The organism is Pantoea sp. JZ29, assembly GCF_035190385.1.
Lineage (GTDB): Bacteria > Pseudomonadota > Gammaproteobacteria > Enterobacterales > Enterobacteriaceae > Pantoea > Pantoea stewartii.
On sequence record NZ_CP045241.1, the window covers coordinates 1,581,380 to 1,603,528 of the forward strand.

Here is a 22,149-nt window from a genome sequence, read left to right on the forward strand (position 1 = left end):
ATCCTTACAGGTTAAACGGACGGGAAAGGCTGCTCAGCAAACCGTCGAGCAGCCGTAACGCAGTCTGTCACTTATGACGGGCGCGCAGGTTATTGATGATGGTGCTGAGATCCAGATCCTGATCCTGCAGCAGTACCAGCAGGTGATAGATCAGATCGGAGGCTTCGTTCGTCAGTTCCTCACGATCGTTTACCGTGGCAGCCAGCGCGGTTTCCACGCCTTCTTCACCGACCTTCTGCGCAATACGTTTGGTGCCGCTGGCATAGAGTCTGGCAGTGTAAGAACTTTCCGGGTCGGCCTGCTTACGGGACGCCAGCAGTTGTTCCAACTGATAGAGGAACGTCCAGTCAGGCGCAGCAGGGGTGAAGCAGCTGGAGGTGCCCAGATGGCAGGTGGGGCCAATCGGGTTGGCCAGCACCAGCAACGTGTCGTTGTCGCAGTCAGGTGTGATGCTCACGACCTGTAGAAAGTGTCCTGAGGTCTCGCCTTTGGTCCACAGACGGTTTTTGGTGCGTGAAAAGAACGTCACGTTGCCGTCCTGCAGCGTTTTTTCCAGCGCCGCCTGATTCATATAACCGTGCATCAGAACTTCACCAGAAACAGAGTGCTGGACGATGACCGGCATCATGCCTTGGGTTTTTTCCCAGTCTAACCGGGCCAGTTGTTGTTCAGTTAACACGCACGAATCTCCACACCGTTGTCGATCAGAAAGCGTTTCAGCTCGCCGATATTAATAATTTGTTTGTGAAAAACCGACGCCGCCAGCGCGCCATCGACATTGGCCTGCTCAAAGGCTTCAAGGAAGTGAGTCATGGTACCCGCACCGCCAGAGGCGATCAGCGGTACCTTGCAGACATCACGTACCTTCTTCAACTGCACCAGGTCATAACCGTTGCGCACGCCGTCCTGGTTCATCATGTTGAGGACAATCTCGCCTGCGCCCCGTTTCTGCACTTCCTGCACCCAGTCCAGTGTTTCCCACTGGGTCACGCGGGTGCGGGATTCGTCGCCGGTATACTGATTAACATGGTACTTCCCGCTGGCGTCATCAAACCAGGTATCAATACCGACCACGATGCACTGGACGCCAAAGCGGTCGGCCAGGCGGGTGATCAATGAAGGATCGGCCAGCGCAGGGGAGTTAATGGAAATTTTGTCCGCACCAAACTCCAGAATCCGCGCGGCGTCTTCCGGGGTTTTGATGCCGCCTGCCACGCAGAACGGAATGTCGATGACTTCGGCAACGCGCGCAACCCAGCTTTTATCCACTACGCGGTCGTCCGATGAAGCGGTGATATCGTAAAACACCAGCTCGTCCGCACCTTCTTGCGCATAGCGCTGCGCCAGCGGCACGATGTCGCCAATAATTTCGTGGTTACGAAACTGAACGCCTTTTACCACCTGACCGTCACGCACATCGAGACAAGGAATTATCCGTTTTGCCAGCATGCTATGGCCTCCGAAACTGTAAATTTGCCTTCCAGTAGCGCACGTCCGACGATCACGCCCTGAACACCGCTGCCGCGAAGGGCGGCAACGTCACTGAGTTCACCAATACCGCCTGAGGACTGAAACGCAATCTGCGGAAAGCGTGCGGTCACTTCTTTATACAGATCCACGTTCGACCCGCTGAGCGTACCATCACGGGAAATGTCGGTGCACAGAACATGCTTCAGCCCGACCGGCTGGAACTGTTCAATGACCTCTTCGAGCGTAACGCCCGCAGCTTCCTGCCAGCCGCTAATCGCCACCTCTTTGCGGTTGGTCGCATCAATACGGACGTCCAGCGCCAGCACAATCGCGTCCGGGCCAAACTCGGTAAACCAGGCTTTCACTTCCTCGGGCTGTTTGACGGCGGTCGACCCTACCACCACACGGCTGGCACCCGCGTCCAGTAACGCTTTAACGTCTTCCCGACTGCGAATGCCGCCGCCAACCTGGACCACCGCATCCACGCTGTTAAGCAGGCTTTTCAGTAAGGTAATCTGGCGTTTCGCCGGATCTTTAGCACCGGTTAAATCCACGAGGTGCAGTACCGTTGCGCCCTGGCGTGCGTAATCCTGTAAGCGGGGTAACGGATCGCTGCCGTAATCGCGCTGACGGGCATAATCACCCTGATGCAGGCGCACAACCTTGCCATCAATTAAATCTAATGCGGGGATAATCATTACATCTCCAGGAAGTTTTTCAGCAACTGCGCGCCGACTTTGCCAGAGCGTTCCGGGTGGAACTGCACGCCAAAGAAGTTATCTTTCTGTACCGCGGCCGTGAACGCCTGACCATAGTGACACTGCGCAATGGTGCTGGCATTTACGGGCATCGCAAAGCTGTGTACGAAGTAGAAGTAGCTGCCTTCATCAATGCCGCGGAACAGATGATTACCGGCCTGAGCGGTGATCTGGTTCCAGCCCATGTGCGGTAACGGTAACCCCTGCGTGTCCATCAGTGACACGGGCTGGTCGATAATGCCCAGCGTGGGCACACCGCCATTCTCTTCGCTGTGGCTGCCCAGCAGCTGCATGCCCAGGCAAATACCCAGCACCGGCTGCGTACAGGCCTTGACCAGCTCAATCAGCTCACGCTCCTGCAGTTGGTTCATGGCCGCCTGCGCGGTACCAACGCCGGGCAGAAACAGCTTATCGGCGCGCAGGACGACATCCGGATGGCGACTGACCTCTGGCGTATAGCCCAGACGTTCAACGGCCCACTTTACCGACGACAGGTTGGCACAGCCTGTATCCAGGATCACCACGTTCATTACAGCACTCCTTTAGAGCTCGGCAGGGTATTTCCCTCAACGCGAATCGCCTGACGTAAGGTCCGGCCAAAGGCTTTGAATAAACTTTCCACGCGGTGATGATCGTTTTTCCCTTTGGTTTTCAGGTGCAGGGTGCTCATCATGGCGTAGGACAGGGAACGGAAGAAGTGCTCGACCATCTCGGTGCTCAGATCGCCAACGCGCTGATAGCTGAATTCCGCTTTAAATTCGATATGTGGACGACCAGAGATATCCAGTGCACAGCGCGCCAGGCACTCATCCATCGGCAGCACAAAGCCAAAACGGCCAATGCCGCGCTTATCGCCCAACGCTTTCAGCAGCGCTTCGCCTAATGCCAGACCGGTATCTTCTACCGTGTGGTGATCGTCAATATACAGGTCACCGTTGACGTCGATGTTCATGCGGAAGCCGCCGTGCACGGCAATCTGGTCCAGCATATGATCAAAGAAGCCGACGCCAGTGTTGATCTTACTGCCGCCTTCGCGGTCCAGCCACAGTTCCACGCGGACCTGGGTTTCTTTGGTGTTGCGTTGGACCAGCGCGTAGCGGTCGCGCTGCGTCAGCTGCTGCTGAATCGCTTTCCAGTCCTGACCTTCTGCGCCATAGCGAATGCCCTGAATCCCCATATTTTCCGCCAGCTGAATATCGGTCTGGCGATCGCCAATCACATAGCTGTTGGCCGTATCAAGGGCGCCTTCAGCCAGCCAGGCCTCAACCATCTGGGTTTTCGGCTTACGGCACGCGCAGCGGTCTTCAGGCTTATGGGGACAAATCAGCACATCGCTAAAACGAATGCCCTGCGATGACAAAATCTGCATCATCAGCGTGTGTGGGCCATCGAAGTCCGCCTGTGGAAAACTGTCCGTGCCCAGACCGTCCTGATTGGTAATCATCACCAGCTGATAGCCTGCGTCCTGCAGCGCCAGCAGTGCAGGCACGACGTCCGGCTCAAACGCCAGCTTATCCATCCGATCCACCTGAAAGTCCTGCGGCGGTTCCGAGATAATCGTGCCATCGCGGTCAATAAAAAGGGTCTTCTGACTCATGCTTACTCCAGAGATAAGGCTTGCAGCGCGGCGATCAGGCGTTCGCACTCGGTGCGGGTTCCCACCGAGATGCGCAGACAACCTGCGAGGCCGGGGTTCTTGTTTTGGTCACGCAAAATAATGCCCTGATCCCACAAGGTTTTAAACACCTTTGGTGAATCGGTAAAGCGCACCAAAATATAGTTGGTTTCGCTGGGGAAGACCTGCTCCACGACGCGAATTTGCGGCAACTGTTCAAACAACCAGCTACGGTTGGCATTCAGCTCATCGACGTGCTGGCGCATTAAGGCAATCCCTTCGTCGCTCAGTGCCTGGCCCGCCACGTCGGCCACCGGCGTCGCCAGCGGATAGGGCGCAATCACCTTCATCAGCAGGTCGATAACCGGCTTATTCGCCAGCGTAAATCCGCAGCGCAGACCGGCCAGCGCGAAGGCTTTCGACAGGGTGCGCAGAATGACCAGGTGCGGATATTCGCGCAACCAGCCCGCCAGCGTCGCCTGTGGACAAAATTCAATATAGGCTTCATCCGCGACGACCAGCGCTTTGCCGGCGGTCATCGCCAGTAGCTGACGGATAGCGTCCTGATCAATCAGGTTGCCCGTGGGGTTGTTCGGGCTGCACATATAAACGACTTTCACACCGTCGAGCTGTTCGGCAATCGCGGGCAGGTTCAACTGCCAGTCTTCACGTGCCGGCACGGTTCGGTACTCAATGCCGATGGTTTCCGCGCTGACGCTGTACATACCGTAGGTCGGAGGGCAGAACAGAATCGCGTCTTTGCCGGGCTCACAGAACGCCCGCATCAACAGCTCAATGCCTTCATCTGCGCCGCGGCTGACCAGCACCTGCTCAGGAGACAGGCCCGCGTAAGCCGCATAGCGGGTGATTACCTGCTTCGGCTGGCACTCCGGGTAGCGGTTCAGGGTTTGCTGCGACAGCTCAAAGGGCACCGGCAGCGGAAACTCGTTAGCATTCAGCCAGACATCACCGTTGCCGCCCAGACGACGCGCCGACTGATAAGGCGTCAGCGCACGCACATTGGCGCGGGCCAGTTTTTCAATATCCTGACTCATGCTTGCTCCTTGAGCGCGGTGACGCGCAACGTGACGGCATTTTTGTGGGCATCCAACTGCTCCGCGGCGGCCAGGGTTTCAATGGTGGCGGCGAGATCCATAAAGCCCTGCGGCGTCAGTTCCTGTACCGTCATACGTTTCTGGAAGTCGGCCAGCCCCAGGCTGGAGCAGGTCGCGGTATAACCATAGGTAGGTAGCACATGGTTCGTGCCGGAGGCATAATCGCCTGCAGACTCGGGCGACCAGTCGCCCAGGAACACGGAGCCTGCGCTGGTGATTTGCTCAACCAGCTCGCGCGGCGTGCGGGTTTGCAGAATCAGGTGCTCCGGACCATAGCGGTTGGAAATCGCCACACACTGTTGCAAATCGCGGGCTACGATCAGGCGGCTGCTTTCCAGCGCCTTACGGGCCGTGGCGGCACGCGGCAACTGCGCCAGCTGTTGTTCGACAGCGTCAGCCACGCGCTCAGCCAGCCCCTGTGAAGGCGTCAGCAGAATCACCTGCGAATCCGGCCCGTGTTCCGCCTGAGACAACAGGTCGGCCGCCACGAACGCGGGCGTGGCACCGTCGTCGGCGATCACCAGCACTTCTGACGGGCCCGCGGGCATATCGATCGCCGCGCCATCGAGGCTCTGGCTGACCTGACGTTTAGCTTCGGTGACCCAGGCGTTGCCCGGTCCGAAAATTTTAGCCACTTTCGGCACGGTCTCGGTGCCGAAGGCCAGGGCGGCAATGGCTTGCGCACCGCCCACCTGAAATACTTCTTCTACGCCACACAGCTGGGCCGCATAGAGAATCTCGTCGGCAATCGGCGGCGGTGAGCACAGCACCACGCGGCCGCATCCGGCAATACGTGCCGGTGTCGCCAGCATCAATACGGTTGAAAACAGCGGGGCGGACCCGCCGGGAATATAGAGGCCGACCGATTGCATCGGGCGCGTCACCTGCTGGCAACGCACGCCCGGCTGGGTTTCGATATCCACGGCTGGCAGAATCTGCGCACGGTGGAAAGTCTCGATATTGGCGACCGCCACCGCCATTGCCTGTTTGAGTTCATCACTGAGACGATCGCTGGCAGCCTGCATCTGCTCAGCGGTCACGCGAAAATCCGTCAGCTCAACCTTGTCAAAGCGCGCGCTAAAATCGCGCAGAGCTGCGTCGCCTTCGCTTTTCACGCGCGCCAGAACGTCACGCACAATCTGACTGATGCTGTCAGAGGCAGACAGCGCCGGGCGTGCCAGCAGCGCCTGTTGAGCCTCCGCGCTGCACGCCTGCCAGTTCACGGGTGTCATGATTTTGCTCATCGTTTACTCCAGCATTTTTTCGATTGGCAGCACCAGAATCGAACTGGCACCCAGCGCTTTGAGTTTTTCCATGGTTTCCCAGAACAGCGTTTCGCTGCTCACCATGTGCATTGCCACACGGCTCACATCGCCCGCCAGCGGTAACACGGTTGGACGCTCGGCGCCCGGCAGCAGGCTGATGACTTCTTCCAGACGCTCGCTCGGTGCATGCAACATGATGTATTTGGATTCACGTGCTTTGATCACGCCCTGAATACGGGTCATCATTTTATCGATCAGCTCCTGCTTGGCCGCGGGCATGTCGCCGTCGCGCTGAATCAGCACGGCTTTAGAACGATAGATGACTTCCACTTCACGCAGACCGTTCGCTTCCAGCGTGGCACCGGTGGAGACCAGATCGCAGATCGCATCGGCCAGGCCGGCACGCGGCGCCACTTCGACCGAGCCGTTCAGCAGACAGGATTTAAAGGCGATACCTTGCTTGTCGAGATACTGTTTTAACAGGTGAGGATAGGAGGTGGCGATGCGGGCATTGTTCAGGCACTGCGGGCCGGTGTAAGCGTCATCGACCGGCATGGCCAGTGACAGACGACAGCCGCCAAAGTCGAGGCGACGCAGCGTGAAGTAGCGAGGATCTTCCCCCTGTGCGCGGCGCGTCAGTAACTCTTCTTCCAGCACGTTTTCGCCGATAATGCCCAGGTCGACCACGCCGTCCATCACCAGGCCCGGAATATCGTCATCGCGCACGCGCAGAATATCGATAGGCATATTTTCAGCGAAGGCGATCAGACGCTGTTGCTGAAGATTGATTTTGATCCCGCAGCGCGCCAGCAGCTCGCGTGAATCATCGCTTAACCGACCTGATTTCTGCATAGCTATGCGTAAACGGCTATTGTCTAACATTGTTCCTGTCCCCTTAATTAACCTGTCCTGAATGCGTATTTTGCGTCAGCCCATAAAAAAACCCCCGGAAGACGATCTTCCGGGGGTTCTCTTGCGTTCGCACCACTGGAAGATCCTAGACGTCTTCCAGCACACATCGCCTGAAAGACTAGTCAGGGTGATGGTGGTGATGATGGTTGAACTGAACGCGTGTCATAAAATTCTCGATAATGAAAAGTTATTCATTTGTGTGGAATTAACCTAACGAAGATAGTTGAAATTGGCAACTCTTTTTTAATGTTGTTCTTCGCAAAGCACAGAAACACTTTGCACTGGTTTGCAACTCAGGGGCAGCTTAAGATGGCTGAATCTTGACGTTCGCAGCAGGAGACAATATGAAAAAGGTCGCAATTGTAGGACTCGGCTGGCTGGGCATGCCGCTTGCGATGGCGCTGACCGCGCGAGGCTGGCAGGTGACCGGCAGTAAAACCACGCCGGATGGCGTAGAGGCGGCCCGTCGCTGTGGCATTGATGCGTTTCAACTTGAACTGACGCCCGAACTGGTCTGTGAGGCCGAGGACCTGGAGGCGCTGTTTGACGTGAATGCGCTGGTTGTCACCCTGCCCGCCAGCCGCACGGCAGAGGGCGGCGACGCCTATGTGCAGGCAGTACAAAACGTGGTGGATACCGCGCTGGCGCGCAATGTCCCACGGATCATCTTTACCAGTTCCACCTCCGTCTATGGCGGCAGCGCCGGTATCAAAACGGAGAAAAGCCCGCTTCAACCAGAAACCACGGCAGGCAAAACGCTGGTGGACCTGGAAAACTGGCTGCACGACTTACCCGGCACCAGCGTCGATGTATTGCGTCTGGCCGGGCTGGTGGGCCCGAAACGGCATCCCGGTCGCTTCCTGGCCGGCAAACAGGATTTACCCAATGGATCGCACGGGGTGAATCTGGTGCATCTGGATGATGTGGTGGAGGCGATTATGCTGCTGCTGCAAACGCCAAAAGGCGGCAGGACGTTCAACCTGTGTGCGTTGAAACATCCGTCCCGCGCCCATTTCTATCCCTGTGTGTCGCGCCAGCTGGGCATGACGCCGCCCACCTTTGAACCGCAGACGCACGACGACAGCGGTAAGTTGATTGACGGCGCGCGTATCTGTCACGAGCTGGGCTTTGAATACCGCTATGACGATCCGCAGAAAATGCCGCTGGAATGAGTGTGGCTTTCCCCTTAGTGGGGAAAGCGTCGTATTCTGTTCCTGATCACACGCCGAGTCGGTCGCGTAAGGCATACCAGGCGGCACCCATGGCCGTCAGCGGCACTTTAAATCGCCGTCCGCCAGGGAAGGGCAGATGCGGAAGCTTCGCGAAGGCATCAAAGCGCTCAGCATCCCCACGTAACACTTCGCTTATCAGCTTGCCGGAAAGGTGCGTGCAGGTCACGCCGTGGCCGCTGTCGCCCTGCATAAAGTAGACGTTGTTTTCCAGCCGACCAAACTGTGGCATGCGCGACAGCGTCAGCAGAAAATTTCCGCTCCAGGCGAAATCAATTTTCACGTCCTGCAACTGCGGAAAGGTGCGAAGCATTTTAGGCCGGATCATCGTGATCACATCGCCAGGCTCGCGCGCCCCATAAACCACACCGCCACCATAGAGCAGCCGGTTGTCGGCGGTCAGGCGGAAATAGTCCAGAAGATAATTGGAATCTTCTACCGAATAGTTGTTGGGTAACAGCGCTAATGCCCGGTCACGGGACAGCGGTTCGGTGGCAATGATTTGCGAGCCGCACGGCATGCTTTTGCGACTCAGGCGCGGTTCGAGTTCGGAAGGCAGATAAGCATTGCCGGCAAAAATCAGAAACGTGGCGCTGACTTCTCCCTGTGCCGTTTTTACCCGATTAGGTGAACCGTAGCTGACGCTTAACGCGGCGGACTGTTCATAGATACGACCGCCGTGGCGACGAATGGCTTCGGCTTCTCCCAGCGCCAGATTCAGCGGATGCAGATGTGCGCCGCGTTTGTCGAGCAGCCCACCTACATAGCGCTCTGAGCCGATCTCGCGACGAATGCCGCGCTCATCTAACAGTTCAAGCTGGTCGTTACCGTAACGCTGCCAGGCGGCTTTTTGACTGGCCAGGTGCGCCATCTGACGGCGGTTAAACGCGGCGAAGATACCGCCCGGGCGGTAATCGCAGGCGATCGCGTAACGGTCGATACGATCACGAATAATATCACCGCCTTCAAACATCATACTGCCCAGCATTTTCGCGCTGTCTTTGCCATAGCGTTGTTCAATCACATCCACGTCGCGGCTGTAGGAGTTCACGGCCTGGCCGCCATTGCGGCCGCTGGCACCATAACCAACACGAGCCGCTTCAAGCAGCACCACATCGTAACCCGCTTCGGTTAAAAACAGGCCGGCCGATAAGCCCGTAAAACCGGCACCAATAATGCAAACGTCACACTGGATGCTTTCCTGCAGCACCGGCCAGGGCGCATGAGGGTTCCGTGTGGAGGTGTAGTAGTTTTCTACGTAATTCATATCAAGCTCCTTGGCGAACGTCCCTGATTAAAAATTGGCGGGCGTATGGGCGCTGACGATGCGACAGGGTACATCGGCCTGGTTGGTAAAACTGTGCGGCAAACCCGTATCGATCACGTAACTTTCGCCGGCCGTCAGATGAAATTGCTGTCCGTTAACTTCCAGTACGATGCGCCCTTCCAGCAGGGTACCGGTCTCTTCGCCCGCATGGCGTAATTTTTCGCCGGTGCTGGCCCCTGGCTGGTAAGTTTCCAGTAACATGCCTAACGCCCGGGTTTTCGTGCCGTTATCAACCAGTTTAAGCGAAACGCCCTGACTGCCGATTTCCAGCAGATCTTCAGGCCGGACCACCACTTTGGGCGCGTCCTCAGCATGCGGCTCCGAAAAAAACGCAGACAAAGACAGGCCATAAACCTTCAGCAACTTTTGCAGCGTGCTGACCGCCGGGCTGACCTTATCCTGTTCGATAGTACTGATGGCGCTGTGGGTCAGTCCGGCCAGTTCCGCGACGCGCCGTTGTGACAGTCCCATGGCCTGACGGATCTGCGCCAGGCGTCGTCCCGGAGCCTGAGCCGCATCATTCATACCTTTTTCCTCTGGTGATAGTGCAGGGCGGCCTGAATAAAGCCGTCAAACAGCGCAAAGGACGGCGTGGCGGGTTTCAGCTGCCATTCAGGATGCCACTGTACGGCAAGGGCGAAAGGGTGCGCTGGCAGGCTGACCGCCTCAATCAGACCATCGGGCGCACGGGCCTCAACGCGCACCTGCGGTCCCGCTTCACGAATGCCCTGGTGATGAACGGAGTTGACGGTGATCGGCGCACGTCCCAGCAGCCTGTCCAGCAATCCTCCCGGTGCAATCTGGATGGCATGAGCGGGTGCGTAAGTTTGTTCAGGTGAGGCATCCTCGTCTACATGGTGGCGCTGAAACTGCGGATGGTGGTCAAGGTGGCGATACAGGGCACCGCCGTTGGCCACGACCAGCTCCTGCATGCCCCGACATATGCCCAGCAGCGGCACCTGTTTGCCGACAGCATGCGTAATAAGGTTAAACGCCAGGCGATCGCGGCCGGCATCTGCCTCCGGCTCTTCGCCTTCTTCGCCATACAGCCAGGGCTCCAGGTGGCTGGGGCTCCCGGTCAGCAGAATGCCGTCCAGCACAGCCATAGCGTTTTCTGATAGATGCGGGGCAGCCATAAGGTGATGGGGCAGGGCAAGCGGCACGCCGCCCGCCAGGACGATGGCATCAAGATATTTGTTGTGGACAGACTGAACCGGGTGGCCCTGATTGTGCGTCTGGCACATCACTACGCCAATCAAAGGCTTGTCAAAAATAATGCCCATCTTTCCCCCTTAACTGCTGTTCGAAATATTTGACGAAAAGGGCATGTCTGATGGTTAAGTGTGCAATATTTTGTCAATCTAGCAATCCATTGGTCGATCTTCAAACAGATTTGTTACATTTGCACACTTTTTGCGTTAGAGCTATGTTAGATGAGTGGCGGTTTTTTTGAGCATTACGCACTCCCATTTTTGTGGTCAAAGGCGGATGAAATCATGACTAACCTGGTAGAAGTAGAAGACTTCACGCTTCACAGTGAAGAGAGACGAACCAGCGCGTTCCAGCAAGAAGTGAAAAACTGGCTGGAGCGCCACCCTGAAACGCAGTATGTCGATATCTTGCTCAACGATTTAAATGGTGTTTTTCGCGGTAAGCGCATCCCGGTTTCGGCCTTAGCCAGGCTGGAAAAAGGTTGCTACTTTCCCGCCTCGGTTTTTGCCATGGATATTCTCGGCAATACCGTCGAAGAGGCCGGTCTGGGCCAGTCGCTTGGTGAACCCGATAACCTCTGCCTTCCCGTCCAGGGCACACTCGTCCCTTCCGCCGCCGATCCGCAACACATTGCACAACTGCTGTTAACCATGTGCAACCAAGATGGCACTCCCTTTGACGTTGAACCCCGAAATGTTCTGAACCGGCTGTGGCAACAGCTGCGTAATCGTGGACTGTTTCCGGTGGTAGCGGTAGAGCTGGAGTTCTATCTGGTCGATAAAAAGCGCGATGCAGAAGGCTATATTCAACCGCCCTGTGCGCCAGGCAGTGACGATCGCAACAGACAAAGCCAGGTTTACTCGCTGGATAATCTCGATCACTTCGCCGATGTCCTGCGTGATATCGATGCGCTGGCCCGTCTGCAGGGCATTCCTGCGGATGGCGCGCTGGCGGAAGCCTCGCCGGGGCAATTCGAAATCAATCTCCATCATACCCGTGATGTGCTGAGCGCCTGCGACCATGCTATCCAGCTCAAGCGCCTTATCCGCCAGGTGGCAGAGAACCACGGCATGACGGCAACGTTTATGGCAAAACCCTATGAGGACTATGCCGGAAGCGGGATGCACGTCCATATCAGCATGCTTGATGCCGCTGACCATAATGCCTTTGCCTGTGATGACGGAAGCGATTCCCCGCTGCTGAAACGCACGCTGGCGGGCATGATTGACCTTATGCCTGCCTCCATGGCGCTGCTGGCCCCCAACGTCAATGCCTTCCGTCGTTTTGTGCCCGATGCCTACGTTCCTTTGCAGGCGTCGTGGGGCCACAATAACCGTACGGTAGCGTTGCGTATTCCCTGTGGCGATCTGGAAAGTCGCCGCATCGAGTACCGGGTAGCCGGGGCGGATGCGAATCCTTATCTCGTCATGGCTACCATTCTGGCCGGCATGTTGCACGGCCTCGATACGCAGCTGCCGCTGCCACAGCCGGTTAAAGGAAACGGCCATGAAGCGGAAGGGCTGGCGCTGCCGATTCGGCAGAGCGATGCACTCTATGCCTTCGAAAGCAGCTATCCTTTACAAAAATTACTGGGTGAGAAATTTGCCAAAGTGTGGTTTAGCTGCAAAAATTATGAGCTTATGCAGTTCGAAAGATTAATCACTGCCACCGAAATCGACTGGATGCTGAAAAACGCCTGATTAAAATTTTGCATTCTATGCGACAACGTCTTGAAATAATGCGTTGGGTTAGGGCAAAATACGCCCCCTGCAAATTCAGAACATAACCGACGCTCACCGCGCCGGTTATTTTTTTGCATATTGTTTTTAACGCGTAGCATTTAGCTGACACCAACGAGGCCGGGCACGCACCCGGATAGATAAACACTGAAAACACGCAGCCGCGTGAGATTGAGGATGTAAAGATGGGGATGTTTAACACTCTGCCAGCCCAGGCTGGTACACGTTTCCGTGATGACTACGGCGCCGCGCTGGCCGCCAGCCTTACTCCCTGTCGCTTAATGCGCAGTTTCCTTGTGAATCAACCCAGCCAGGTTGCTGCGCAAGGAGGACTGAAGCATGTCGCTTAATACCTCTGCCGCACCACAACGTGCCCAACTGAAAAAAACGCTGACGTTACTTCCTGTTGTCATGATGGGCTTAGCCTACATGCAGCCGATGACCCTGTTTGATACCTTTGGTATCGTATCGGGCCTGACGGACGGTCACGTTGCCACCGCTTATGCTTTCGCCCTGATTGCGATTCTGTTTACCGCCGTGAGTTACGGTAAGCTGGTACGCCGCTTCCCATCTGCGGGCTCCGCTTATACCTATGCTCAGAAGGCCATCAGTCCGCACGTCGGCTTTATGGTGGGCTGGTCATCGCTGCTGGACTATCTGTTCATGCCGATGATCAACATTCTGTTGGCTAAAAACTATTTTGAAACCCTGGTGCCAGGGATCCCGTCGTGGATTTTCGTGGTGCTGCTGGTGGGCTTTATGACGCTCTCCAACCTTAAGGGCATCAAAACGGTCGCTAACTTCAACAGCGTGATTGTCATCCTTCAGGTGGTGGTCATGGTCGGTATCACCGCGATGGTGATTTACGGCGTGGCGCACGGCGAAGGTGCGGGAACAGTGGTAAGCAGTAAACCGTTCTGGTCTGAAAACGCCCATGTGGTGCCGATGATCACCGGTGCGACGATTCTGTGTTTCTCATTCCTCGGTTTTGACGGCATCAGTTCGCTGTCAGAAGAAACGAAAGATGCAGAACGTACCATTCCGCGTGCGATTTTCCTGACCGCGCTGATTGGTGGCCTGATGTTTATTGTCGCGTCGTACTTCCTGCAACTGTATTTCCCGGACATCTCGCGCTTTAAAGAGCCGGATTCGTCGCAACCTGAAATCATGCTGTATGTGGCCGGTAAAGCGTTGCAGATCGGTATCCTGATCTTCTCTGTGGTTACGGTACTGGCGTCCGGTATGGCAGCGCACGCAGGCGTTTCACGTCTGATGTACGTGATGGGCCGTGATGGTGTGTTCCCGGAGCGTTTCTTCGGCTATATCCATCCAAAATGGCGCACGCCGTCACTTAACGTGATTCTGGTAGGTGCCGTGGCGTTGATGGCGATCAACTTCGATCTGGTCACCGCGACTGCGCTGATTAACTTTGGTGCGCTGGTTGCGTTTACCTTCGTTAACCTGTCAGTGATTGCGCAGTACTGGGTACGTGAAAAACGGAATAAAACCCTGAAAGATCACGTCCAGTATCTGGTTCTGCCGATGATGGGTGCCCTGACCGTGGGTGCACTGTGGGTTAACCTGGAGCAAAGTTCTATGGTGCTGGGACTGATCTGGGCCGCGATTGGTATTGTTTACCTGGCCTTTGTGACGCGCAGCTTCCGCAATCCCGTTCCACAGTTTAGCGAAGAAGTGTAATCCCCCGGCCCTGCTCATTCACAGAGCAGGGCCGTTTTCTGTCAGCTTTTACTTGCCAGCATCAGTTCCCAGCTTCCTGCCTGTAACGCATTCCGTCCTGCGGCATTTAACTGATCATCTGTCACAATCACATCAAACTTTTCCAGCGGTAAGGCCAGCCACGTCGCGATTTTATCGTATTTCGAGCTGTCGCTGAGCAGCACGCGTTTGCTGCTGACGTCACACACGGCCTGTTTAACCGCTACCTTGTCTTCATCCGGCGTAAACAAACCGCGCAATCCCCAACTGGAAGTGGAGACAAAGGCAATGTCAATTGCCAGTTGCCGCAGGTGGCGTGCGGCTGCATCGCCAATGCAGGAACGGTTATCCCGACATACGGTGCCACCGGTATGAATCACCCGGCAGCGGCTCGCCTCCATCAGCAAATTGGTCACCATAAAATCATTGGTGACCACTAACAGGTCCTCCCTGTCGGCGATTTCCCGCGCCAGCGCCAGTGTCGTCGTACCGGCATCCAGATAAATACAGCTGTCAGGCGGAATCAGCTGAGCGGCCAATTTGCCGATGGCGTTTTTTTCTTCATTACACAGCGCGGTCTTGGTCAGGTGCGAGGGTTCGCTCGCCAGGCGGTTAACGGAGCGCACGCCACCGGAAACCGACAGCACCGCGCCCTGTTCCTCCAGCTTCTGCACGTCCCGACGAATCGTCATGTGTGACACGCCAAAACGCTCGGTCAGTTCGGCGATGCTCATTACGCCGCGCTCGGCCACCAGTGCCAGAATCTGTTGATGACGCTCAACGGGGATCATATACACCTCGGTTTATCATTTTTTCACATTGTAGGGGATGCCTTCACAAAGACACACGAAAATTTTGCTCCAGATCCCCTTTGCTGGTGGCGGTTTGACCGCGATACCTGGTAATAACAGTTACGTGGCTGATGTGAATAAATGTTCAACTGCGGCCTTATGAAGTTAATTTATGTGAAATACGGCACGTTTTTACCTGCACTTTCCTGCCACTATTACCAGCAGAGACCAAAAATTCACTTAATTTAACAAGGGAGGCCACCGATGCCCGCTTCAAACATTTGTGTCATAGGTTTAGGCTCAATGGGAATGGGCGCGGCGCAGTCCTGCATCCGGGCTGGGCTGGCGACATGGGGCGTTGATCTGAATCCGCAGGCCTGCGAAACGCTGCGCCAGGCAGGCGCGCGTGACGCGCAGTCGTCGGCCCATGCCTTTGCCGAACACCTGGATGCTGTCCTGTTGCTGGTCGTGAATGCCCGGCAGGTTAATGCAATTCTGTTTGGCGAGCAGGGGCTGGCGGCCAGGCTGAAGCCGGGCACGGCGGTGATGGTATCCTCCACCTTGTCCGCGCAGGATGCGCAGCAGATCGCCGCCAGACTGGCGGACTGTCAGTTGCTGATGCTGGATGCGCCAGTGTCCGGCGGGGCCGCCAAAGCCGCCAGTGGCGAGATGACCGTGATGGCATCCGGGAGCGATGCGGCCTTTGCGGCTTTGCAACCGGTACTGGATGCGGTCGCCGCAAAGGTTTACCGCGTCGGCACGGAAATCGGTCAGGGATCGACAGTCAAAATCATTCATCAGCTGCTGGCGGGCGTGCACATTGCCGCCGGGGCCGAAGCCATGGCGCTGGCCGCCCGCGCCGGGATTCCGCTCGATACGATGTATGAGGTGGTCACTAACGCAGCGGGCAACTCATGGATGTTTGAAAACCGTATGCGCCATGTCGTCGACGGCGACTATCGACCGAAATCCGCAGTGGACATCTTTGTCAAAGACCTGAATCTGGTCGCCGATACGGCGAAAGCCCTGCATTTCCCGCTACCGCTGGCCTCTACCGCGCTGAATATGTTCACTGAGGCCAGCAATGCCGGTTTTGGCCGCGAGGATGACAGTGCGGTGATTAAAATCTTCAGCGGCATTACGCTGCCCCAGCGCGAGGAGGCGATGTGATGCGCTTAGGGGTGATTGCCGACGATTTTACCGGCGCAACCGACATTGCCAGCTTTCTGGTGCAGAACGGGCTTTCTACCATTCAGTTTAACGGCATCCCAGAACAGACAACGGTCCCGGATGCCCAGGCCATTGTGGTCAGCCTGAAATCGCGATCCTGTGCGCCTGCGCTGGCCGTCAGTCAGTCGCTTGCGGCGCTGCGCTGGCTGCAGGCGCAAGGCTGTGAGCGCTTTTATTTCAAGTACTGTTCCACGTTCGACAGCACCGCTGCGGGTAACATCGGTCCGGTGACGGATGCGCTCATGGCCGCGCTGAATGAGACGCTGACGGTGATCTGCCCGGCATTGCCGGTCAACGGACGTACCGTTTATCAAGGCTACCTGTTTGTGGGGGAACACCTGCTGTCGGAGTCCGGCATGCGCCATCATCCTGTCACGCCGATGACCGACAGTAACCTGCTAAGGCTGATGGCGTGTCAGAGCACGGGAAAAGCCGGGCTTATTCCGTTAGCCACGGTCGAGCAGGGCGCAGGCGCGATAACAGAGCAACTTGAACATCTGCGTGCTCAGGGCGTGAACTATGCCGTAATCGACACGCTTACTGAGCAGCATCTGCTGAATCAGGGCGAAGCGCTGACGTCGATGCGGCTGGTCACGGGCGGCTCCGGGCTGGCAATTGGCCTGGCGCGCCAGTGGTCAACATCTGGCTGCGACGATGGTCAGGCGCAGCGCGCGGGCTATCCGCAGGGGCAGCGGGCCGTGGTGCTTTCGGGTTCCTGTTCACCAATGACCAACCGCCAGGTCAACGCGTATCGCCAGCAGGCACCCGCCCGGGAAATTCACGTTGAGCGCTGCCTCAACGATGAACAGTACGCCGGGGCGCTGTGCGACTGGGTCGTTGAGCATGCCGACGGGCCGCTGGCCCCGATGCTCTTTGCCACTGCGGATGCGCAACAGCTGCAGTCGATCCAGCAGCATTTCGGTGCACAGCGCAGCAGTGAGGCGGTAGAGCAACTGTTTGCTCAGGTGGCGAGAGATCTGCAATCCCGCGGCTGGCAGCGTTTTATCGTGGCGGGCGGCGAAACCTCGGGCGTGGTCGCCCAAAGCCTGGGCGTGACCGCCTTCCATATTGGTCCGGTGATTTCGCCCGGTGTGCCCTGGGTCAGAGATATCCAGCAGCCGCTGTCACTGGCGCTGAAGTCTGGCAATTTTGGCGATGAGCAGTTCTTCCGCCGCGCACAAACGGAGTTTTCACATGACTGAACAACAGGCCCGCGAAGAGATGGTCAGACTGGGTGCCTCGTTCTTCCAGCGTGGTTACGCCACCGGCTCGGCCGGTAATCTGTCGCTGCTGCTGGACGACGGCACCTTACTGGCAACGCCCACGGGGTCCTGCCTGGGCGAACTGGATGCGGAGCGTCTGTCTAACGTGACGTTACAGGGGGAGTGGATAGCCGGGGATAAACCGTCGAAAGAGATCGCCTTTCACCGGGCGCTCTACCTGAATAATCCGGACTGTCGGGCGGTGGTTCACCTGCACAGTCACTACCTGACCGCGCTTTCCTGCCTGCAACATCTGGACAGCCAGAACTGCATCCGCCCGTTCACGCCCTATGTGGTGATGCGGGTAGGCGATGTACCGGTGGTGCCGTATTATAAACCGGGTGATGCGCGGCTGGCGGAGGATCTGGCGGTGCTTGCCCCGCGTTACCGCGCCTTCCTGCTGGCAAACCATGGTCCGGTGGTGGTCGGCAAAACTTTGCGCGAAGCGGCGGATAATACCGAGGAGCTGGAAGAAACGGCGCGTCTGATGTTTACCCTGGGCGATCGCGCCATTCGTTATTTAACCGCCGACGACGTCGCTGAACTCAGGAGCCGGTAATGCCAAAGTTTGCAGCTAACTTATCTACCCAGTTCAACGAAATGCCTTTTCTGCAACGCTTTGCCGCGGCGGCACAGGCGGGCTTCAGCGCGGTCGAGTTTCTGTTTCCCTACGAATATCCGGCTGAGCAACTGAAAGCGCTGCTGGCGGACAACGGGCTTAAACTGGTGCTGTTTAACAGCGCACCGGGCAACGTTGACGCGGGGGAATGGGGCGTTTCGGCTATTCCCGGACGGGAAGCCGACGCGCGCGCAGATATCGACCGGGCGCTGGCATATGCACAGGCGCTGGATTGCCCACAGGTGCATATCATGGCCGCAACGGTGCCGCCGGGTGCCGATCGCCAGCGCTATGTCGAGACATTCATCCGCAACATGCGCTACGCGGCAGAACGATTTGCGCCGTATAATATCCGCTTGTTGATCGAAGCCCTTAATCCCACAACCAAACCGCACTATCTCTATGCCAGCCAGTATCAGACGCTGGAGATGGTCGACCTTATCGACCGGCCCAACGTATTCACCCAACTGGATTTGTTTCATGCCCAGATCGTGGACGGCAATCTCAGCCATCTGATTCGCCATTACGCCGGACGTTATCGCCATGTGCAAATCGCCGCCGCGCCCAGTCGACATGAACCTGACGAGGGCGAGATCAACTACCCCTGGCTGTTCAGCCTGTTAGATGAGGTGGGCTACGACGGTTGGGTCGGCTGCGAATATTTCCCGCGCGGCGACACCGTAGAGGGGCTGAGCTGGCTGGCGCCCTGGATGAAAAACCGCTGAGTTAACGTGAAAAAATCACACCGGTGCTGCGGTACCGGTGCCATTCTGCTCGTCTCTGAAACGGAGCGGCACCAGGTTGAGCTTTAACGAAAAAACGCGAAAAAAGATAACTATTCCAGAGGTTTACTATGACGACTGCGTTGCTGTTAGCCATTGCGACCGCCAGCATTGTGATATTGCTGTTGCTGGTCATTAAAGCCAAAGTCCATCCCTTTGTTGCCCTGTTAATTGTCAGTCTGCTGGTGGCCATCGCGACCGGTATTCCGGCTGAAAAAATCATGGAAACCATTATCAGCGGGATGGGCGGACTGCTGGGGCATATCACAATCATTATCGTGCTGGGGGCGATGCTGGGGGCCATTATCGAAGCCTCTGGCGGCGCAGAGTCGCTGGCCCAGCGTTTCAGCAAAACGCTGGGTCTGAAACGTACCGTTGCCGCCCTGACGATGGCTGCCTTTATTTTAGGCATCCCGGTATTTTTTGAAGTGGGCTTTATCATTGTCATTCCGCTGATCTACGGTTTTACCAAAGTGGCGCGGGTATCCCCGCTGAAGTTTGGCTTACCGATGGCGGGCGTCATGCTGACTGTGCATGTGGCGCTGCCGACGCACCCTGGCGCCGCCGCCGCCGCGGCCATTTTGCATACTGATATGGGCTGGCTGATGATGCTGGGAATTCTGGTCTCGGTGCCGGTCGGTATCCTCGGCTATTACGTGGCAAAGGCAATGAACCGTCGGCAGTACCACCTGTCGGTTGAGGTACTGGAACAGTTGCAGATGGCGAAGCCGGAAGGGGTACAGAAGAAAAATGAACCCGCACCGCCGGGCGCGCTGACCATCAGCGGTTTGATCGTCGTCCCGATTGTGCTGATCGTGGCAGGCACGCTGTCGCACTCGCTGCTGACGGAAGACAGCCTGCTGCGCAAGGTGATGACGGTTATTGGCACCCCGCCGATTGCGCTGCTGATCGCCCTGGGACTGGCCGCCTGGCTACTGGGCCTGCGTCGTGGCTGGAGCAAGGACAAGCTGGAGGACCTGACCGGTCGCGCCATTCCGGGATCGGCCAGCGTGATTCTGGTGGCGGGCGCGGGCGGGGCGTTTGGTAAGGTACTGGTGGAGTCCGGTGTCGGCAACGCGCTGGCGCGGGCGCTGGAAACGCTGCATTTGCCCCTGATTCCTGCCGCGTTTATTCTGTCGCTGGCGCTACGCGCCTCGCAGGGCTCGGCAACCGTGGCGATCCTCACGACCAGCGGATTACTGACCCAGGCCGTGACTGGCATAGATGATATGCACCGTGTACTGGTCACGCTGGCGGTGTGCTTCGGCGGTCTGGGCCTGTCGCACGTGAATGATGCAGGTTTCTGGGTGGTAACGCGCTATCTGGGCCTGTCGGTGGCGGACGGTTTAAAAACCTGGACGGTACTGACGACCCTGATGGGGCTGAGCGGCTTTGCCCTGACCTGGGCGCTATGGTGGGTAATCTGATATACAAACCGGGAGGGCGACAGGCCTTCCCGGTCTGCCGGGACGTCAGGACACCAGTTCCTGCGCGTACCGGTACAACGCTTTAAGCTGAGACAGTTTTTCCGCGTCGCCTTCATGCAGGCTGGCCAGCGATTCCAGCTCCATCAGAAAAGCCTGCACTTTTTCTGGATTCAGAACCTCACGGCGATGCTGCAGCCAGCGCTGCTGTTCGGCATCATCCAGCGTACCGGGGAAATTACGGGCGCGATAACGAAACAGCAGCTTTTCCACCCGTGGGCTGTCAAATGTCAGATTGAGCGCAGGCAGATTGGCAGGAGCGGTCTGGCGGATGATGTTCATTCCGGCGCGGTCGGCATCGCTAAAGAAACCGTCATAGAGCTGCGTGTCGACATCCTCTGACGGCGCAAAAGGTTCCGCCTCAGCAAAAATAGCCACCAGTTTTTCACGTACGTCAGGATGCTGACGCAGCGTGGCCAGATTATCCAGGCAGAACTGACGATCAATACCCAGCCGCCCGGCATCTTCCGGACGCAAGGTATTAGCGGGTGCCAGCACCGGACACTTATTGATGTGCACCAGTTTCACCGGCACGGCAGGCTGATCGCCCAGCTCGCTTTTAGGTGTGTACAGGCGCTCGCGCAAACTGTCCGCATCCAGCGTCAGCAGGGGCGCAATATCCCCGGCCAAATCCACCACGATCAACGCATTGCGGTTGTCCGGATGCCAGGCAAGCGGCACCACCCAGCTGGTATTGCCGCGCGCCGCGCCAAACATGCCAGAAACATGGACCAGCGGCTTCATCTGCGGGATGTCGATCAGGGTCATCAGTTTGTTTTTGTTGCGATGCGTAAACAAAAACTCAAACAGTTTTGGCTGTTTTTCTTTCACCAGTCTCGCCATTGCCAGCGTGGCATAGACATCCGACATCGCATCATGGGCGTTTTCGTGCGCCACGCCGTTGGCTTTGGTCAGATGCTCCAGCCGGAAGCTGGGAAAGCCGTCATCATTCTCTGGCCAGTTGATACCTTCCGGGCGCAGCGCATAACAGGCGCGCATCACGTCCAGCAAATCCCAGCGGGAATTACCGTTTTGCCAGCTCCAGCCGTACGGATCGTAGAAGTTGCGGTAAAAGATATTGCGCGTCACTTCATCGTCAAAGCGCACGTTGTTATAACCCACGACGCAGGTTTGTTCGGTGGTAAACAGCGCATGAATACGGGCAGCAAACTCGGCCTCGTTCACGCCCCGGGAGGCGGCTAATTGCGGCGTAATACCGGTGATCATGACCGCTTCAGGCTGGGGCAGGTAATCATCCGGTGGGCGGCAGTAGAATACCTCTGGCTCGCCAATCGGATTGAACTCGCTGTCGGTGCGCAAACCGGCAAACTGTGCCGGACGATCCCGTTGCGGGCTGGTGCCGAAGGTTTCGTAATCGTGAAAGAGGAACGTGAGTTGTGCGCGATCGTTTTTCAATGTTCATTACCATTCATGTATGTTCATTAATTATATGAAATAAAAAGATAATTATCGATTTTTTTCCATTGCTTGTTCACTTTGGCCACCACCGGTTCGCCGTCGTTTAAATTTTTCATATCCTGTGTTGTACCCAGCCGATTTTTCTGTGTACCAAACATATTTTGATTTAAGTGACATAAGACTGTGTTCCATACAGGGTAAAGC

23 protein-coding genes and 1 other annotated feature are annotated in these 22,149 nt (G+C 56.9%); of the genes, 9 read left to right on the forward strand and 14 right to left on the reverse strand.

The window, feature by feature from the left end; all coding sequences use genetic code 11:
- Nucleotides 1-67 precede the first annotated feature (67 nt).
- The 9 genes from hisIE to hisL all read right to left on the reverse strand — a co-directional run bounded on the left by hisIE (nucleotide 68) and on the right by hisL (nucleotide 7,301).
- On the reverse strand, nucleotides 68-679 hold the full coding sequence (gene hisIE, locus GC090_RS07400; RefSeq protein WP_133745357.1) for a bifunctional phosphoribosyl-AMP cyclohydrolase/phosphoribosyl-ATP diphosphatase HisIE: 612 nt from the start codon (nucleotides 677-679) through the stop codon (nucleotides 68-70).
- Entirely contained in the window at nucleotides 673-1,449 is a 777-nt protein-coding gene (gene hisF / locus GC090_RS07405; RefSeq protein WP_006119833.1) for an imidazole glycerol phosphate synthase subunit HisF, read from the reverse strand. Before hisF ends, hisIE begins: the two co-directional genes overlap by 7 nt.
- The gene (gene hisA / locus GC090_RS07410) at nucleotides 1,431-2,168 is read right to left on the reverse strand and encodes a 1-(5-phosphoribosyl)-5-[(5-phosphoribosylamino)methylideneamino]imidazole-4-carboxamide isomerase (RefSeq protein ID WP_324021241.1); all 738 of its coding nucleotides are present in this window, start codon (nucleotides 2,166-2,168) and stop codon (nucleotides 1,431-1,433) included. The genes hisF and hisA overlap by 19 nt, the downstream gene beginning before the upstream one ends.
- Nucleotides 2,168-2,758, reverse strand: coding sequence for an imidazole glycerol phosphate synthase subunit HisH (gene hisH, locus GC090_RS07415; RefSeq protein ID WP_006119831.1), 591 nt, complete (start codon nucleotides 2,756-2,758; stop codon nucleotides 2,168-2,170). The genes hisA and hisH overlap by 1 nt, the downstream gene beginning before the upstream one ends.
- The gene (hisB, locus tag GC090_RS07420; RefSeq protein WP_324021243.1) at nucleotides 2,758-3,825 is read right to left on the reverse strand and encodes a bifunctional histidinol-phosphatase/imidazoleglycerol-phosphate dehydratase HisB; all 1,068 of its coding nucleotides are present in this window, start codon (nucleotides 3,823-3,825) and stop codon (nucleotides 2,758-2,760) included. Before hisB ends, hisH begins: the two co-directional genes overlap by 1 nt.
- A gap of 2 nt (nucleotides 3,826-3,827) precedes the next feature.
- Entirely contained in the window at nucleotides 3,828-4,898 is a 1,071-nt protein-coding gene (hisC, locus tag GC090_RS07425) for a histidinol-phosphate transaminase (RefSeq protein WP_039338110.1), read from the reverse strand.
- Nucleotides 4,895-6,202 (reverse strand): histidinol dehydrogenase, encoded by a 1,308-nt coding sequence (gene hisD / locus GC090_RS07430; protein WP_054687555.1) that lies wholly within the window; start codon nucleotides 6,200-6,202, stop codon nucleotides 4,895-4,897. Before hisD ends, hisC begins: the two co-directional genes overlap by 4 nt.
- 3 nt (nucleotides 6,203-6,205) lie before the next feature.
- A complete protein-coding gene (gene hisG, locus GC090_RS07435) occupies nucleotides 6,206-7,105 on the reverse strand; it encodes an ATP phosphoribosyltransferase (protein WP_006119827.1) in 900 nt (299 codons plus the stop codon).
- A gap of 52 nt (nucleotides 7,106-7,157) precedes the next feature.
- Nucleotides 7,158-7,278: a sequence feature (His leader region), on the reverse strand.
- A complete protein-coding gene (gene hisL / locus GC090_RS07440; protein WP_100396937.1) occupies nucleotides 7,254-7,301 on the reverse strand; it encodes a his operon leader peptide in 48 nt (15 codons plus the stop codon). Its footprint overlaps the feature before it by 25 nt.
- 178 nt (nucleotides 7,302-7,479) lie before the next feature.
- Between hisL and GC090_RS07445 the strand changes: the two genes are divergently transcribed.
- A complete protein-coding gene (locus GC090_RS07445) occupies nucleotides 7,480-8,307 on the forward strand; it encodes an SDR family oxidoreductase (protein WP_006119826.1) in 828 nt (275 codons plus the stop codon).
- A 46-nt stretch (nucleotides 8,308-8,353) separates the two neighbouring features.
- Here the strand turns inward: GC090_RS07445 and GC090_RS07450 are convergent, their stop codons facing one another.
- Genes GC090_RS07450 through puuD form a run of 3 tightly spaced genes read right to left on the reverse strand, consistent with a single transcriptional unit; the run spans nucleotide 8,354 to nucleotide 10,974 of the window.
- On the reverse strand, nucleotides 8,354-9,631 hold the full coding sequence (locus tag GC090_RS07450; RefSeq protein WP_039338107.1) for an NAD(P)/FAD-dependent oxidoreductase: 1,278 nt from the start codon (nucleotides 9,629-9,631) through the stop codon (nucleotides 8,354-8,356).
- A gap of 27 nt (nucleotides 9,632-9,658) precedes the next feature.
- Complete coding sequence (gene puuR, locus GC090_RS07455; RefSeq protein ID WP_054633493.1) at nucleotides 9,659-10,216, reverse strand: HTH-type transcriptional regulator PuuR; 558 nt, start codon at nucleotides 10,214-10,216, stop codon at nucleotides 9,659-9,661.
- Nucleotides 10,213-10,974, reverse strand: a complete 762-nt coding sequence (gene puuD / locus GC090_RS07460; protein WP_324021247.1) for a gamma-glutamyl-gamma-aminobutyrate hydrolase — start codon at nucleotides 10,972-10,974, stop codon at nucleotides 10,213-10,215. The genes puuR and puuD overlap by 4 nt, the downstream gene beginning before the upstream one ends.
- Nucleotides 10,975-11,187: 213 nt before the next feature.
- Between puuD and GC090_RS07465 the strand changes: the two genes are divergently transcribed.
- The 3 genes from GC090_RS07465 (at nucleotide 11,188) to GC090_RS07475 (ending at nucleotide 14,340) form a co-directional block, all read left to right on the forward strand.
- Entirely contained in the window at nucleotides 11,188-12,603 is a 1,416-nt protein-coding gene (locus GC090_RS07465; protein ID WP_416381878.1) for a glutamine synthetase family protein, read from the forward strand.
- Between the two features lie 224 nt (nucleotides 12,604-12,827).
- Nucleotides 12,828-12,992: a hypothetical protein gene (locus GC090_RS07470; RefSeq protein WP_006119821.1), complete on the forward strand. Its 165-nt coding sequence runs from the start codon at nucleotides 12,828-12,830 to the stop codon at nucleotides 12,990-12,992.
- On the forward strand, nucleotides 12,982-14,340 hold the full coding sequence (locus tag GC090_RS07475) for an APC family permease (RefSeq protein ID WP_039338101.1): 1,359 nt from the start codon (nucleotides 12,982-12,984) through the stop codon (nucleotides 14,338-14,340). The genes GC090_RS07470 and GC090_RS07475 overlap by 11 nt, the downstream gene beginning before the upstream one ends.
- 41 nt (nucleotides 14,341-14,381) lie before the next feature.
- Here the strand turns inward: GC090_RS07475 and ygbI are convergent, their stop codons facing one another.
- Nucleotides 14,382-15,149: a DNA-binding transcriptional repressor YgbI gene (gene ygbI / locus GC090_RS07480; RefSeq protein WP_133745352.1), complete on the reverse strand. Its 768-nt coding sequence runs from the start codon at nucleotides 15,147-15,149 to the stop codon at nucleotides 14,382-14,384.
- A gap of 264 nt (nucleotides 15,150-15,413) precedes the next feature.
- Between ygbI and ltnD the strand changes: the two genes are divergently transcribed.
- From ltnD to GC090_RS07505, 5 genes are all read left to right on the forward strand, one after another.
- On the forward strand, nucleotides 15,414-16,319 hold the full coding sequence (ltnD, locus tag GC090_RS07485; RefSeq protein WP_039338099.1) for an L-threonate dehydrogenase: 906 nt from the start codon (nucleotides 15,414-15,416) through the stop codon (nucleotides 16,317-16,319).
- Nucleotides 16,319-17,581 carry a 3-oxo-tetronate kinase gene (otnK, locus tag GC090_RS07490; RefSeq protein WP_054633497.1) on the forward strand — a complete coding sequence of 421 codons (1,263 nt, stop codon included), beginning with the start codon at nucleotides 16,319-16,321 and terminating at the stop codon, nucleotides 17,579-17,581. The genes ltnD and otnK overlap by 1 nt, the downstream gene beginning before the upstream one ends.
- Entirely contained in the window at nucleotides 17,574-18,200 is a 627-nt protein-coding gene (locus GC090_RS07495; protein WP_324021250.1) for a 3-oxo-tetronate 4-phosphate decarboxylase, read from the forward strand. Before otnK ends, GC090_RS07495 begins: the two co-directional genes overlap by 8 nt.
- On the forward strand, nucleotides 18,200-18,985 hold the full coding sequence (otnI, locus tag GC090_RS07500; protein WP_324021252.1) for a 2-oxo-tetronate isomerase: 786 nt from the start codon (nucleotides 18,200-18,202) through the stop codon (nucleotides 18,983-18,985). Before GC090_RS07495 ends, otnI begins: the two co-directional genes overlap by 1 nt.
- A 128-nt stretch (nucleotides 18,986-19,113) precedes the next feature.
- On the forward strand, nucleotides 19,114-20,469 hold the full coding sequence (locus GC090_RS07505) for a GntP family transporter (RefSeq protein ID WP_033740429.1): 1,356 nt from the start codon (nucleotides 19,114-19,116) through the stop codon (nucleotides 20,467-20,469).
- A gap of 45 nt (nucleotides 20,470-20,514) precedes the next feature.
- Here the strand turns inward: GC090_RS07505 and sbcB are convergent, their stop codons facing one another.
- Entirely contained in the window at nucleotides 20,515-21,942 is a 1,428-nt protein-coding gene (gene sbcB, locus GC090_RS07510; protein ID WP_205956570.1) for an exodeoxyribonuclease I, read from the reverse strand.
- Nucleotides 21,943-22,149: the final 207 nt, after the last annotated feature.